The organism is Pseudomonas fragi (assembly GCF_900105835.1).
Classification (GTDB): domain Bacteria; phylum Pseudomonadota; class Gammaproteobacteria; order Pseudomonadales; family Pseudomonadaceae; genus Aquipseudomonas; species Aquipseudomonas fragi.
Window position 1 is genome coordinate 4,771,974 of the sequence record NZ_LT629783.1, and the last position, 14,703, is coordinate 4,786,676.

The following is a 14,703-nucleotide window of genomic DNA, read 5'->3' on the forward strand; positions in this document are numbered from 1 at the left end:
TGTCGATTCGTCGCTGCCTCTCTGGAGTGCGGCGCGCAGGCCCGTGCCCGCGCATCCGGACCGGGCAACAAGCGCTCTCTTTCTTAAGGATTTCCCATGAGTTCTGCCTTGCAAGGCTCCTTGATGGTAGACGTCGCCGGTACCTGGCTGACGGCTGAAGACCGGCAATTGCTGCGCCAGCCTGAAGTGGGTGGGTTGATCATCTTTGCACGCAATATCGAACACCCGCGCCAGGTGCGTGAGTTGAGTGCGTCTATTCGCGCCGTGCGCCCGGACCTGCTGCTGGCGGTGGACCAGGAAGGCGGCCGGGTGCAGCGCCTGCGTCAGGGCTTTGTGCGCCTGCCTGCCATGCGCGCGATTGCCGACAACCCCAATGCCGAGTATCTGGCCGAGCAATGTGGCTGGATCATGGCCACTGAAGTACTGGCGGTGGGGCTGGACTTGAGCTTTGCCCCGGTTCTGGACCTGGACTACCAGCGCAGTGCGGTGGTGGGCAGCCGCTCGTTCGAGGGCGACCCCGAGCGCGCCGCTGTTTTGGCCGGGGCATTTATTCGCGGGATGAACGACGCGGGCATGGCTGCCACCGGTAAGCATTTTCCGGGGCACGGGTGGGCTGAAGCTGATTCTCATGTAGCCATCCCTACAGATGAGCGCAGCCTGGAGCAGATCCGTGCCCATGATCTCGTACCTTTTGCCCGGCTGAGCAAGCAACTGGCAGCCGTCATGCCGGCCCATGTGATCTATCCGCAAGTCGACAGCCAGCCAGCAGGCTTCTCCCGCCGCTGGCTGCAGGATATCTTGCGCGGCGAGCTGCAGTTCGACGGGGTGATTTTCAGTGACGACCTGTCGATGGCAGGTGCCCATGTTGTCGGTGATGCTGCCAGCCGTATCGAGGCGGCCCTGACGGCCGGTTGCGATATGGGGCTGGTGTGCAACGACCGTGCATCGGCAGAGCTGGCGCTGACTGCGGCCCAGCGCCTGAAGGTCACGCCGTCGCCGCGCATTGCGCGCATGCGCGGTCAGGCCTGGGCCAGCACCGATTATCGGCAGAACCCGCGCTGGCGGGTAGCGATGGGCGCACTCAAAGATGCTCAATTAATTGATTAAGGGATCTGCCTCAATGACGGTTTACGCAATTATCGGCGGCACGGGGCTTACCCAGCTGGAAGGCCTGACCATCAGCCGCTCCCTGGCGCTGGACACGCCTTACGGGCCGACCTCGGCCGATATCCAGATCGGTGAATTCGGCGGGCGCGAAGTGTTGTTCCTGGCCCGCCACGGCCACCCGCACCGGGTGCCGCCGCATCAGGTCAACTACCGCGCCAACCTGTGGGCGTTGAAACAGGCCGGGGCCGAGGCGATTCTGGCGGTCAATGCGGTGGGTGGTATCCACATGGCGATGGGTACCGGGCATTTCTGTGTGCCGCACCAGTTGATCGACTACACCAGCGGCCGCGAACATACCTATTTCGCGGGAGATCTGGAGCATGTGACCCATATCGACTTCAGCTATCCCTACACCGAGTCGTTGCGTGAACAGTTGATTGGCGCGCTGGCATCCGAGGGGTGTTCCTACAGCAGCCACGGCGTTTATGCCGCGACCCAGGGGCCGCGTCTTGAGACCGTGGCAGAGATTGCTCGTCTTGAGCGTGACGGTTGCGACATTGTGGGCATGACCGGCATGCCGGAAGCGGCTCTGGCCCGTGAGCTGGAACTGGATTACGCGTGCCTGGCGCTGGTGGTCAACCCGGCGGCGGGCAAGTCGACGGCGATTATCACCATGGCTGAAATCGAGCAGGCGCTGCATGACGGCATGGGCAAGGTAAAAGCGACGTTGGCGCGGGTTCTGGCGGGCTAAAACTTACAGATGACTTGTGGGAGCGGGCTTGCTCGCGATGCAGGCGCCTCGGCCTGTCTGAAACACCGAGGCGATACCATCGCGAGCAAGCCCGCTCCCACAATAGGGGTGTGCAATTTTCAGCGCTTTTCAGTTTTAGGCGGCAGCGGCGCAAACAATGCGTCGATGTCGTCGTCCTGCAGTTTCCAGTCCCCGGCTATTCGCCCGTCCAGTACTCCTGCCGCCAAATCCGATTTCTCCTGCTGCAAGTGCTGGATTTTCTCTTCAACGGTGCCGCGGGCAATCATCTTGTACACAAACACCGGTTTTTCCTGGCCAATGCGGTAGGCACGGTCGGTGGCCTGGTTTTCTGCCGCCGGGTTCCACCACGGGTCGTAGTGAATCACCGTGTCGGCTTTGGTCAGGTTCAAGCCAACGCCACCCGCCTTGAGGCTGATCAGGAAGATCTGCAGCTTGCCGCTCTGGAAGTCCTTGACCGGCGTGCGCCGGTCGCGGGTTTGCCCGGTGAGGATGGCGTAGGGCACCTTGCGTTTTTTCAGCTCAGCCTCGATCAGCCCCAGCATCGAGGTGAATTGTGAAAACAGCAGGATGCGTCGGTCTTCGGCAAACAGCTCTTCGAGCATCAGCATCAGGCTGTCGAGCTTGCCTGAGGTGCTGCCTTTTTTCGGCGGGGTGTCGCTGACCAGGCGCAGGTCGCAACACACCTGGCGCAGCTTGAGCAGTGCTTCAAGAATGATGATCTGGCTGCGCCCCACGCCTTTGCGGGTGATTTCGTCGCGCACTTTTTTATCCATCGCCAGGCGCATGGTTTCGTATACGTCACGCTGGGCCTCGTTGAGATCGACCCAGTGGATGATTTCGGTCTTGGGCGGCAGTTCGGTGGCGACCTGCTCCTTGGTGCGGCGCAGCAAGAACGGCTTGATCCGCGCATTGAGGTGCTGCAGGCGCTCGTCGCTGCCCTGGCGCTCAATGGGCACCCGGTAGTCGCGGTTGAAGGTCTTGACGTCGCCCAGCCAGCCGGGCAGCAGGAAGTGGAACAGCGACCACAGCTCGCCGAGGTGGTTTTCCAGCGGGGTGCCGCTCAGGCACAGGCGCTGGCGTGCAACCAGCTCGCAGGCGGCCTCGGTGGCCTTGCTGCCGGGGTTCTTGATGTACTGCGCCTCGTCCAGCACCAGCAGGTGCAGCGGCAGTTTTGCCAGGTGCTCGATGTCCTTGGGCAGCAAGGCGTAGGTGGTCAGGATCACGTCGTAGTCATTGAGGTGCGCAAAGTGCTTTTTGCGCGTGGCGCCATACAGCGCCAGCACCTTGAGCTGCGGGGTGAAGTGCGCGGCCTCGTCCAGCCAGTTGGGGATCAGGCTGGTGGGCATCACCACCATCGCCGGGCGATCCAGGCGGCCAGCGTTCTTTTCGCACAGAATATGCGCCAATGTTTGCAGGGTTTTGCCCAGGCCCATGTCATCGGCCAGCACGCCGCCCACCTCCAGCTGGCGCAAGGACTGCATCCAGCTCAGGCCTTCGAGCTGATAAGGGCGCAAATTGGCATTGAGCCCTTCGGGGGCTTCGACGCTGAAATCCTTGATGTCACGCAGGCGCTGGGCGAAGCCGCGAATCTGCTCGCCGCCTTCCCAGCGCAAGGGCAGGGCATCCAGCGCGTTGAGGCGCGGTGCATCGGCACTTTTGATCCGCAGCGAAGTGGCGTCCGGCTCGCCCAGATAAAACTCGTCCAGAGTGGCCAGTACCGGTTTGAGTCGCCCATACGGCAGCGCAACCTGCAGCGGACCATGGCCGCTGGCCGGGTTGGCCGGGATATTCACCAGGATCAGTTCGTCATCCTTGCGTCGGGCCAGTTTTTCGCGGTTGAGCAGGTCGCTGTGGGAGCGCATCAGGTTGAGCAGGATCGGCAGCAGGCTCAGGTGCTGGCCATTGACGATGATGCCCAGCTCCAGGTCGAACCAGTCGCGCTCCGGGGCTTCATCGACAGTGGCATACCAGTCTTCGACCGGGGTCAGGTCAAAGCCGAAATCTTCATCGATCTGCAACTCCCAGCCCTGATCGCTCAGGCTCTGCAGCTGGTTGAGGGTGAAATTCAGCCAGGCGCTGTCATTGACCAGCTCAAACAGCTCGCCAGCGCTTTCCGGCAGCGCCTTGCTCTGACGCGTGGCGATTTTGAAACCCAGGCTGCGCAGTTGCTCGCGGTAGAGGTTTTCGACCTCGGGCTTGCGCTTGATGCGCAGGGTTTGCTGTTCCTGGCGCAGCAGGACGTCGGCGTTCTTTTGCCCGCTGACGTACTGGTCCAGGTAGTTGAACGACAGGGCGGCACGGTGCTGGATATAGCGCTGCATCCTGCCGTTGCGCGGCTCGAAGGCGCTGAATTCGGCACTCGCCAGCCACAGCCGCGGCACGGGTTGCACGTCGTCGACCAGTTGCTCGGGCAGATTGTTGGGGCGACGTGAGTCGAGTACGGCCTGGAGCTTTTCCAGAAGCTCGGCATCCTGAGCGGCGGCGGGGTAGTTCAAGGTTTCTTCAATCTTCAGTAAGACAGCAGCGGTGTGCTTGCAATTGACCCGCACAGGGCAGGTGCAGTGAGCGCTGACCAGCAGCAAGGTGCCTTTGGCCGACTCGCGCAGTTCAATGGTCTGGCGGTAAGTGTTTTCACCCGAGCCCTGACAGCTGGCGGTAATCAGTCTGTCGCCGATCTGGACGATCCTGACCCGATTTTCCTTGGCGTAGCGTCGGCCACGCTCAAGGCTTTGTTCCTTGAAGCGACTGACCCAAGTCGCGGCAAGCGGCTTGGTCAGTCGGGCAGTGGGGCTCAGGGGCATGGGTTTTTCATTCAGGAAGACTTCGGCGTCAGACGCTCGAACAGCGCCTCAATGGTATTGAAGCGTTCTTCCGGGCGCTCCATCGGCACCATGAACTTGAACAGGGTTGCGCCCTCGAACTTGTAGCGGTTGGGCTGGCCCTGGATCAATTTGATCAACACCATCGGGTCGACCGGGGTATCGGCGGCAAACTCGATGCGTCCGCCTTGCGGGCCGGCGTCGACTTTCTTGATGCCCAGTTGCTCGGCCTGCAGCTTGAGCAGGGTGATGCGCACCAGGTTCTTGGTCGGCTCGGGGAGCAGGCCAAAGCGGTCGATCATCTCCACCTGCAAGTCCTTGAGGCCCTCTTCATCGGTGGCCGATGCGATGCGCTTGTAGAGGATCAGTCGCGCATGCACATCCGGCAGGTACGACTCGGGAATCAGCGCGGGTACCCGCAGGTTGATTTCCGGGCCACCGCCCAGCGGCTGGTCGAGGTTGGGCTGCTCGCCCTTGCGGATCGACTTGACCGCACGCTCGAGCATTTCCATGTACAGGGTAAAGCCGACCGCCTGGATCTGGCCGCTTTGACCATCCCCCAGCAATTCGCCAGCACCGCGGATTTCCAGGTCATTGGTGGCCAGGACAAAACCGGCACCCAGGTCCTGGGTATTGGCGATGGCCTCCAGGCGTTTTTGCGCGTCGCCGGTAATCTGCTGGCGCGGCGGCGTGAGCAGGTAAGCATAGGCCTGGTGGTGGCTGCGCCCGACGCGACCGCGCAGCTGGTGCAGTTGCGCCAGGCCGAACTTGTCGGCGCGCTCGATGATGATGGTGTTGGCGCTGGGCACGTCGATCCCGGTCTCGATGATGGTCGAGGCGATCAGCACGTTGAAGCGCTTGTGATAAAAGTCGCTCATCACCTGTTCGAGTTCGCGTTCGCGCATCTGCCCGTGACCGATGCCGATCCGTGCTTCAGGCACCAGCTCGGCCAGTTCGGCGGCGCATTTCTCGATAGTCTTGACGTCGTTGTGCAGGTAGTAGACCTGCCCGCCGCGCAGCAACTCACGCAGCAGCGCCTCTTTGACCGTGCTTTTGTTCTGTTCCATGACGAACGTGCGCACCGACAGCCGGCGGGCCGGTGGCGTGGCGATGATCGACAGGTCGCGCATGCCCGATACGGCCATGTTCAGCGTGCGCGGGATGGGCGTGGCGGTGAGGGTCAGGATGTCGACTTCACTGCGCAAGGCCTTGAGCTGTTCTTTCTGGCGCACGCCGAAGCGGTGTTCCTCGTCGATGATCACCAGGCCCAGGTTTTTGATCTTGACGTCGTCCTGCAGCAGCTTGTGGGTGCCGATCACGATATCGATCTTGCCTTCGGCCAGGTCGGCCACCGCCTGGTTGATCTCTTTGGCCGACTTGAAGCGGCTCATCACCTCCACTGTCACCGGCCAGTCGGCAAAACGGTCGCGGAAGCTGTTGTAGTGCTGCTGGGCGAGCAGGGTGGTGGGCACCAGAATGGCCACCTGACGGCCACCGTGGACGGCGATAAATGCCGCGCGCATGGCCACTTCGGTCTTGCCGAAGCCGACGTCGCCGCACACCAGGCGGTCCATCGGCTTGGGCGACAGCATGTCGGCGCGTACGGCTTCGATGGTGGTCTGCTGGTCCGGGGTTTCTTCGAACGGGAAGCCGGCGCTGAACGTGGCGTAATCGGCTTTCGGATCGGCAAAGGCATAACCTTCGCGGGCGGCACGGCGGGCGTAGATGTCGAGCAGCTCGGCAGCCACGTCGCGCACTTGCTCGGCGGCCTTGCGCTTGGCTTTTTGCCAGGTTTCCGAGCCCAGGCGGTGCAGCGGCGCCAGTTCATCATCGCTGCCGGTGTAGCGGGCGATCAGGTGCAGGTTGGCCACGGGCACATAGAGCTTGGCGCCTTCGGCGTATTCCAGGGTCAGGAACTCGGCCACCTGATTGTCCACTTCCAGGGTCGCCAGGCCCTGATAACGGCCCACACCGTGGTCGATATGCACCACGGGGGCGCCTTCGCGCAGCTCGGTGAGGTTCTTGATCACCGCATCGTTATTGGCGTCGGCGCGTTTTTCCCGGCGCCGGCGCTGCATCACGCGCTGACCGAACAGCGGGCTTTCGGCAATCAGTGCCAGCGCCGGGTCGTCCAGCAGCAGGCCTTCATCCAGCGGGGCAATTGTGATCGCCAGGCGATGTTTGCTGGCCACGAAATCGGGCCAGCTGTCGACTGTTTTAGGCCGCAGCTTGAGGCGTTCCAGCAGTTCGAGCAGCACTTCGCGGCGACCGGCCGATTCGGCGGTAAACAGCACTCGGCCATCAAACTGTTCGAGGAAACCGGACAGGGCCGCCAATGGCTGGTTGGCCTTGGCTTCGATGGCCAGGTTGGGCAGCGGTTGTGCCGGGAAGCGTTCACGGCTGCTGCCGGTGTCCACGTCATCCTGGCTGGCAACCACCCGCGGCCAGCTTTTAAGACGGGCGAAGCAGTCTTCAACCGGCAGGAACAATTCGGCCGGCGGTAACAGTGGCCGCGACGGATCGATGCGGCGCTCTTCGTAGCGGTTGCGTACGTCAGACCAGAAGTTCTCGGCGGCCTGTTCAATGCCTGGCAGCGAGAACACTTGCGTGTCAGCCGGCAAATAGTCGAACAGGGTCGAGGTTTCATCGAAAAACAGCGGCAGGTAGTACTCGATACCTGCGGGAGTAATACCGCTGCTCAAGTCCTGAAAGATCGGGCAGCGGCGGAAGTCGACATCAAAACGCTCGCGAAAGCGCGCCTTGAAGCGGGTAACCGCGTCTTTTTGCAACGGGAACTCACGCGCCGGCAGCAGGCGCACCGATTCAACCTTGTCGATCGAGCGCTGGGTCTCGGGGTCGAAGGTGCGCAGGGTCTCGATTTCGTCGTCGAACAGGTCGATCCGGTAAGGCAGTTTGCTGCCCATCGGGAACAGGTCGATCAACGCGCCGCGCACGGCGAATTCGCCATGTTCATACACGGTATCGACGCATCGATAGCCACTGGCCTCAAGGCGGGTGCGCATTTGCTCCACGTCCAGCTTCTGGCCGATATCCAGCACCAGGCTGCTGCCGAGCAGGAACTTGGTCGGGGCCAGGCGATGTAGGGCGGTGGTCACCGGCACTACCAAAACGCCATGACTCAGCTCCGGCAACCGATAAAGGCTGGCTATACGCTGGGAGATGATGTCCTGGTGCGGCGAGAACAGGTCGTAGGGCAGGGTTTCCCAGTCGGGGAAATGCAGCACCGGCAACTCGGGCGCAAAGAACCTCAGCTCTTGCTCAAGGCGTTCGGCACTTTGGCTGTCGGCGGTCAGGAGCAGGGTGAAGCGCCTGGCGGCGCTGGCGGCCTCGGCAATCGCGAGGCTCAGGGCGGCACCGGGCAGATTGCTCCAGTGCTGTTTACCTGCCGTGGCAGGGAGTTTCGGTAGACGCAGGACGGGCACGGAAGGTTGAGCTCCAAGCGTTGCGACAAAGTCGGCAATTGTAACGGGCCAAGGGGTTGGCTGTCAGTTGCAGTCTGTAACCGCTGCGCAAAACAGCGCGTGGTACTCAACATGGGGGTGCCAGAGGCGCTGTGCAAGGCTTGCAGGCCGGTAAAAAGGCCAGTGTTAAAAAAATATTCGCCTATATTTATTGGTGCTTAATCGTTTCAGTAAAGCCGTGTGACAGGCGTGCATTGCCCCTGCATGGGTGCAGCGGCATAATGTAGCCCCTTTTTTCAGCCCCTACATGTGGAAGGTTCCCGTGACTCAGAAGCCCGACCAGTGTCTTGGTGAATGGATCGACCGTGAAGCACTCGCAGAAGCGATGATTCCGCTTATCGGTCAGCTTTACCGCAATAACAATGTGGTTAGCTCGATCTATGGCCGCAGCCTGATCAACCGTTCAGTCATTGCGATTCTCAAGGCTCACCGCTTTGCTCGCCATCGTCAGTCCGATGACATCGAATTGTCCGTGCACGAAACTTTCCCGCTGCTCAAGGCAATGAGCGAGCTCAAACTCGGCGCTGCTTCGGTAGACCTGGGCAAGCTGGCCGTGAAATTCAAGGCCGAAGGCAATGGCCGCACGGCTGAGCAGTTTGTACGCGAAGAACTGGCCGATGTAGTGGGTCAGCAAAATGCTTCTGCACGTAAAGGCACTGACGTTGTGCTGTACGGCTTCGGTCGTATCGGTCGTCTGCTGGCGCGCATCCTGATCGAAAAAACCGGTGGTGGCGACGGCCTGCGCCTGCGTGCCATCGTGGTGCGCAAAGGCGCCGACAACGATCTAGTCAAGCGTGCCAGCCTGCTGCGTCGTGACTCGGTACATGGCCCGTTCGATGGCACCATCGTGGTCGATGAAGCCAACAACACCATCACTGCCAACGGCAACCTGATCCAGGTGATCTACGCGAAGAACCCGACCGAGGTGGATTACACCCAGTACGGTATCCAGAACGCCCTGCTGGTGGACAACACCGGTGTATGGCGTGACGCCGACGGCCTGGGCCAGCACTTGCAGTGCCCTGGTATCGATCGCGTGGTCCTGACCGCTCCGGGCAAGGGCAAGCTGAAGAACATCGTTCACGGCATTAACCACGGCGAAATCACCGCAGACGACAAGATCGTATCGGCGGCATCCTGCACCACCAACGCCATCGTGCCGGTGCTCAAGGCTGTCAACGACAAGTTCGGCATCGTTAACGGTCACGTTGAAACGGTTCACTCGTACACCAACGACCAGAACCTGATCGACAACTTCCACAAGGGCGATCGTCGTGGCCGTAGTGCCGCGCTGAACATGGTGATCACCGAGACCGGTGCTGCTACCGCTGCGGCCAAGGCATTGCCTGAGCTGGCCGGCAAGCTGACCGGTAACGCGATCCGTGTTCCGACGCCGAACGTGTCGATGGCCATCCTCAACCTGAACCTTGAGAAGCCGGCTACCCGTGAAGAAATGAACGAGTACCTGCGTCACATGGCGCTGCACTCCGATCTGCACAAGCAAATCGACTTCGTGAGCTCCCAGGAAGTGGTGTCCACTGACTTCGTGGGTTCGCGTCACGCTGGTGTGGTGGATGCTGAAGCGACTATCTGCAATGACAACCGCGTTGTTCTGTACGTTTGGTACGACAACGAATTCGGTTACAGCTGCCAGGTCGTACGCGTGATGGAAGACATGGCCGGGGTTAACCCGCCAGCGTTCCCGCGCTAAGCACCCGCTGCAACTGAAAACGCCCCGACTTGTCGGGGCGTTTTTGTTTTAAGAGTATTCACGTCCCGTAGCAGCTGAGGAGCGGAGCGAGACTGCGTCCGGCGGCGAAGCCGTCGTAAACCCTGAGTGCTGGTTTTAACTGGCACACCGCGATTTATTATCTTGCGACGGCTTCGCCGCCGGACGCAGCCTCGTTCCTTCGGCAGCTGCTACATTATTTATGTCAGGCGTTACCCGCCACCGCCGATTGCTCTGTACGCAACTGATGCTGATTGCCACGGAACAACACCACGGTGGCGATCAGGCCCAGTACCGCCGCGCCGGTCAGCCACAGGCCGGGGGCGGCCTTGTTGTCCAGGGCATGGATCAGGTAGGTGCAAGCCGCCGGGGTAAAGCCACCAAAGGTCGCGGTCGCCAGGCTGTAGGCCAGGGAGAAACCGGTAGTACGCACTTCAACCGGCATGATTTCGGTCAGGGCAACCACCATCGCGCCGTTGTACGAGCCGTACAGGAACGACAGCCACAGCTCGACAATCAGCAGATGGCTGAAGCTCGGGTTGGCCACCAGCCAGGACAGCGCCGGGTAAGCGGTCAGGATCGCCAGGATGGTCGCCCCCAGCAGCAGCGGTTTGCGCCCGATCTTGTCCGACAGCGAGCCCATGACCGGCAGCCAGAAAAAGTTCGACAGGCCAATGCACACGGTCACCAGCAAGGCATCGAAATCCGACAGGTGCAGCTCGGCCTTGCCGAAGGTCGGGGTATAGGCGGTGATCAGGTAGAACGACACGGTGGTCATCACCACCAGCGCCATGCCACCCAGTACCAGGCCAAAGTTCTGGCTGACCGAGCGAAGGATTTCACGCAGGGTAGGGTGATGTTTGCGCGCTTCGAATTCAGGGGTTTCTTCCATCGAGCGGCGGATCACAAAGATCACCGGCACGATCATGCAGCCCAGCAGAAACGGAATGCGCCAGCCCCATTCACCCATTTCTTCAGGGCTTAGCCAGTGGTTGAGGCCAACCCCCAGCAAACCGGCAAACACCACAGCAGCCTGCTGGCTAGCCGATTGCCAACTGACGAAGAAGCCCTTGCGCCCCGGTGTGGCGATTTCCGCCAGGTACACCGACACGCCGCCCAGTTCCACGCCTGCCGAAAAGCCTTGCAGCAAGCGTCCGAGCAACACCAGCAGGGGCGCTGCAACACCCAGGGTGGCGTAGCCCGGCACGCAGGCGATCAGCACGGTGCCCATTGCCATCAGGGCCAGGGTAATGATCAGGCCTTTGCGGCGGCCATGCCGGTCGATATAGGCACCGAGAAAAATCGCACCCAGCGGGCGCGCAAGAAAGCCGGCACCGAAGGTGGCCAGGGCGAGCATCAGTGAGGCAAAAGCGTTATCGCTTGGGAAGAAGGTTTTGGCAATGGCCGTGGCGTAAAAGCCAAAGACCATAAAGTCGAACATCTCTAGGAAGTTACCGCTGACAACGCGAAAAATCGCCTTGCCTTTGCCCGTACTGGAGGCCATCAGAAATTACCCGCTATTATCTGTTTTTATGCGCAATCCGTGTTTTTACTCGTCCACACTGCAAGGCCATGGCCTGCGCCATGGTGCAAAACAGTTTTGTAACCATATGTGTAACAAAGTATGTAGGCAACATTTGTTGGCGCTACACGGGCGGGCTAGGGCCTTTGTGCAAGCAGGTTAAGGCGCAGTGTGTCGGGCAGGCCTTGAGGTGCGAGCCAGATTCCCAGATAGACCTTGGCCAGTTCCTGATTCTGGCTATTGAAAATAACGGCGCCATTACGCTCGACGTTCAGCCCGCGTTGGGGGTTGTAGTCCAGGGCATAGCGATCGCCGCGCTTGATGTTGCCGAAGCTGGCTTGCAGTTTTTTTAACGGGGCGTCGAGTCTGGCCAGGGTGGTGGCGGGGTGTTGGCGTTTCAGGATGGTGGCAGATGCCTGGGTGATATCGCTGTGATCCAGATCGCGCAGATAGAACAGCTCAAGGCGCAGGTCGCTCTGATCGTTGAACGCCTGTTGCGCGCTGATGCCGGGCGGGGTGAACAGGGCGGCGGCATAGATGTCGGCCCAGAGGTAGGTCAGTACGATCTGGCCTTTACGCGCCATGACCTGATTCCCGTCGCGCCATTGGGGCGGGAAGTTGGCTTCTTTTAATCGCGCTGACTCGTCGGCCAGGCTGGTGGTGGAGTAAAGCAGCAACAATACGATCAACATCTGGCGCATGGTGGATGGGCTCTGATCGATGGGTTGTGAGAGGTTTTGCCAAGTATGCGGCTTGGCCATGGCGTAGCAGTTGCCGCAGGCTGCGTTCGATTGCGCAGCGATCGTAAAACCAGAGAACCAATCTTAGCTGACTTCTCGCCGTGCCCGTATTTACGACGGCTTCGCCGCCGGACGCAGCCTGCGGCAGCTGCTACGCAGGCTTTTGCGCTCTATGCAGATGTAGTGAACACAAAAATAGCCAACGACCAGACCAAGGGTTAATGTTCGCGGCGTTCAGGCTTCTATAGACTGTGCCCCACGTTTTGATCCTTCATGGCGCTGGCCGCGACATGATTTAGCCGTAGGTGCCCAAAGCGGTGCCACGGCCTGTTCTGAGGAGTACGCATGGCTGTCTACAACTACGACGTAGTGGTACTGGGTTCCGGCCCGGCAGGAGAAGGTGCGGCAATGAACGCCGCAAAAGCAGGGCGCAAGGTCGCGATGGTCGACAGCCGGCGCCAGGTCGGTGGCAACTGCACGCACTTGGGCACCATCCCGTCCAAAGCCCTGCGTCACTCGGTTCGCCAGATCATGCAGTTCAACACTAACCCGATGTTCCGGGCCATTGGTGAGCCACGCTGGTTCTCGTTCCCGGACGTTCTCAAGAGCGCCGAAAAAGTCATCTCCAAGCAGGTTGCCTCGCGTACCGGCTACTATGCCCGCAACCGCGTAGACCTGTTCTTCGGCACCGGCAGCTTCACCGACGAGCAAACCATCGAAGTGGTCTGCGCCAATGGCGTGGTTGAAACCCTGATGGCCAAGCAAATCATCGTGGCCACCGGCTCGCGTCCTTATCGCCCGGCCGATATCGATTTCACCCACTCGCGCATCTACGATAGCGACACCATCCTCAGCCTGGGCCACACCCCGCGCAAGCTGATCGTGTACGGCGCTGGCGTGATCGGTTGCGAATATGCCTCGATCTTCAGCGGCCTGGGTGTGCTGGTCGAGCTGGTGGACAACCGTGAGCAACTGCTGAGCTTCCTCGATTCCGAGATCTCCCAGGCGCTGAGCTACCACTTCAGCAACAACAACATCACCGTGCGCCACAACGAAGAGTACGAGCGGGTTGAAGGCGTCGAAAACGGCGTGATCCTGCATCTGAAATCGGGCAAGAAGATCAAGGCCGACGCCTTGCTCTGGTGTAATGGCCGTACCGGCAACACCGATCTGCTGGGCCTGGAAAACATCGGCATCAAGGCCAATGGCCGTGGCCAGATCACGGTTGACGAGAACTATCGCACCACCGTGCCGAATATCTACGCCGCAGGCGATGTGATCGGCTGGCCAAGCCTGGCCAGTGCCGCCCACGACCAGGGTCGTTCGGCAGCGGGCAGCATCGTTGATAACGGCAGCTGGCGCTTCGTCAATGACGTGCCGACCGGCATCTACACCATTCCCGAGATCAGCTCGATCGGCAAGAACGAGCAGGAGCTGACCCAGGCCAAGGTGCCGTATGAAGTGGGCAAGGCCTTCTTCAAGAGCATGGCGCGTGCGCAGATTGCCGGCGAGCCCCAGGGCATGCTGAAAATCCTGTTCCACCGTGAAACCCTGGAAGTGCTGGGCGTTCACTGCTTCGGTTATCAGGCGTCGGAGATCGTGCACATCGGTCAGGCGATCATGAACCAGCCGGGCGAACTCAATACCCTGAAATACTTCGTCAATACCACGTTCAACTACCCGACCATGGCCGAAGCCTATCGGGTAGCTGCTTACGATGGTCTCAACCGGCTTTTTTGAGCGGCTCCGGCCGGTGGCCTGAGCCGGCCGGGGAGACCGATTTCAGCCATTCCCGAGGGTGGCAGTGGCCAAACCGGGAAAGTCTGTAATCAGGCTATCTACGCCGAAGTCGGCGAGCCTGCGCATCAGCGCAGGTTCGTTGACTGTCCATACCGACACATGCAAACCCTGACGCTGGGCCTTCTCCAGGCGCTCGGGGGTACAGAGTGTCCAGTTCAACGCCAGCATGTCACAGCCATAGCTCTGGGCGACCTTGATCGGGTCGAGCCAGGCGTATTCGGCCACCAGCCCGCGCGACAGGTCGGGGGTCAATTCCACGGCGGCCTTGAGCACTTCCCGCGAACTTGAGGTGACCGTGACCTTGTCCATCAGGCCATGGCGCACTGCCATCTCGCGAATTGCCAGTACGGTGGTTGCGGCACGGGTGCGCGAGGCGCTTTTGACTTCCAGCTGCCAGTGCTCGAAGTCGCACTTTTCAAACAGCTCTTCCAGACGCGGGATCGGGCACGGATGCAGCCAGCCCGGGCCGCCCTTGCGTGCGTCATAGGTCACCAGGTCGGCGGCGGTGTGCTCGATGACCTTGCCGCGCCGGTCGGTGGTGCGCTTGAGCGTCGGGTCGTGGATGACCATCAACTCACCGTCCTTTGACAGGTGCAGGTCGAGTTCACAGCGACGCACGCCATGCTTGAGGCACTGCTCAAAGCTGGCAAGGGTGTTTTCCGGTGCTTCGCCTTTGGCGCCGCGATGGCCATAAATCAGGGTCACATTTGCTCCTTGTACATAGTGGTCGCC

General features: G+C 60.8%; 9 protein-coding genes. 4 read left to right on the forward strand and 5 right to left on the reverse strand.

From position 1 onward, the window contains the following. The first annotated feature begins 108 nt into the window (after positions 1-108). Together nagZ and BLU25_RS22050 are read left to right on the forward strand one after the other, a co-directional pair. Entirely contained in the window at positions 109-1,107 is a 999-nt protein-coding gene (gene nagZ, locus BLU25_RS22045) for a beta-N-acetylhexosaminidase (protein WP_172832043.1), read from the forward strand. A gap of 13 nt (positions 1,108-1,120) precedes the next feature. Beyond that, a complete protein-coding gene (locus tag BLU25_RS22050) occupies positions 1,121-1,858 on the forward strand; it encodes an S-methyl-5'-thioinosine phosphorylase (RefSeq protein WP_016780056.1) in 738 nt (245 codons plus the stop codon). A gap of 119 nt (positions 1,859-1,977) precedes the next feature. Here BLU25_RS22050 and BLU25_RS22060 read toward each other — a convergent pair whose 3' ends face one another. Next, complete coding sequence (locus BLU25_RS22060; protein ID WP_016780057.1) at positions 1,978-4,680, reverse strand: DEAD/DEAH box helicase; 2,703 nt, start codon at positions 4,678-4,680, stop codon at positions 1,978-1,980. An 11-nt stretch (positions 4,681-4,691) separates the two neighbouring features. Further along, positions 4,692-8,141 (reverse strand): transcription-repair coupling factor, encoded by a 3,450-nt coding sequence (mfd, locus tag BLU25_RS22065; protein WP_083369828.1) that lies wholly within the window; start codon positions 8,139-8,141, stop codon positions 4,692-4,694. Between the two features lie 286 nt (positions 8,142-8,427). Between mfd and BLU25_RS22070 the strand changes: the two genes are divergently transcribed. After that, positions 8,428-9,891 carry a glyceraldehyde-3-phosphate dehydrogenase gene (locus BLU25_RS22070; RefSeq protein ID WP_083369829.1) on the forward strand — a complete coding sequence of 488 codons (1,464 nt, stop codon included), beginning with the start codon at positions 8,428-8,430 and terminating at the stop codon, positions 9,889-9,891. A 223-nt stretch (positions 9,892-10,114) separates the two neighbouring features. Here BLU25_RS22070 and tcuC read toward each other — a convergent pair whose 3' ends face one another. Together tcuC and BLU25_RS22080 are read right to left on the reverse strand one after the other, a co-directional pair. Beyond that, complete coding sequence (gene tcuC, locus BLU25_RS22075) at positions 10,115-11,413, reverse strand: MFS transporter (RefSeq protein ID WP_083369830.1); 1,299 nt, start codon at positions 11,411-11,413, stop codon at positions 10,115-10,117. 155 nt (positions 11,414-11,568) lie between these two features. Next, entirely contained in the window at positions 11,569-12,132 is a 564-nt protein-coding gene (locus BLU25_RS22080) for a chalcone isomerase family protein (protein ID WP_029611312.1), read from the reverse strand. 384 nt (positions 12,133-12,516) lie between these two features. Between BLU25_RS22080 and sthA the strand changes: the two genes are divergently transcribed. Then, positions 12,517-13,911 (forward strand): Si-specific NAD(P)(+) transhydrogenase, encoded by a 1,395-nt coding sequence (gene sthA / locus BLU25_RS22085; protein ID WP_016780061.1) that lies wholly within the window; start codon positions 12,517-12,519, stop codon positions 13,909-13,911. A 42-nt stretch (positions 13,912-13,953) separates the two neighbouring features. On the opposite strand, the gene BLU25_RS22090 is transcribed toward sthA, so the two are convergent. Continuing rightward, positions 13,954-14,676: a glycerophosphodiester phosphodiesterase gene (locus BLU25_RS22090; RefSeq protein WP_016780062.1), complete on the reverse strand. Its 723-nt coding sequence runs from the start codon at positions 14,674-14,676 to the stop codon at positions 13,954-13,956. Between the last annotated feature and the right edge of the window lie 27 nt (positions 14,677-14,703).

What these genes read in the sequence shown, in the direction of transcription:
- BLU25_RS22050 (WP_016780056.1), top strand. Translation starts at nt 1,121, where the DNA reads ATGACGGTTTACGCAATTATCGGCGGCACGGGGCTTACCCAGCTGGAA.
- BLU25_RS22060 (WP_016780057.1), bottom strand. Translation starts at nt 4,680, where the DNA reads ATGCCCCTGAGCCCCACTGCCCGACTGACCAAGCCGCTTGCCGCGACT.
- BLU25_RS22070 (WP_083369829.1), top strand. Translation starts at nt 8,428, where the DNA reads ATGTGGAAGGTTCCCGTGACTCAGAAGCCCGACCAGTGTCTTGGTGAA.
- tcuC (WP_083369830.1), bottom strand. Translation starts at nt 11,413, where the DNA reads ATGGCCTCCAGTACGGGCAAAGGCAAGGCGATTTTTCGCGTTGTCAGC.
- BLU25_RS22080 (WP_029611312.1), bottom strand. Translation starts at nt 12,132, where the DNA reads ATGCGCCAGATGTTGATCGTATTGTTGCTGCTTTACTCCACCACCAGC.
- sthA (WP_016780061.1), top strand. Translation starts at nt 12,517, where the DNA reads ATGGCTGTCTACAACTACGACGTAGTGGTACTGGGTTCCGGCCCGGCA.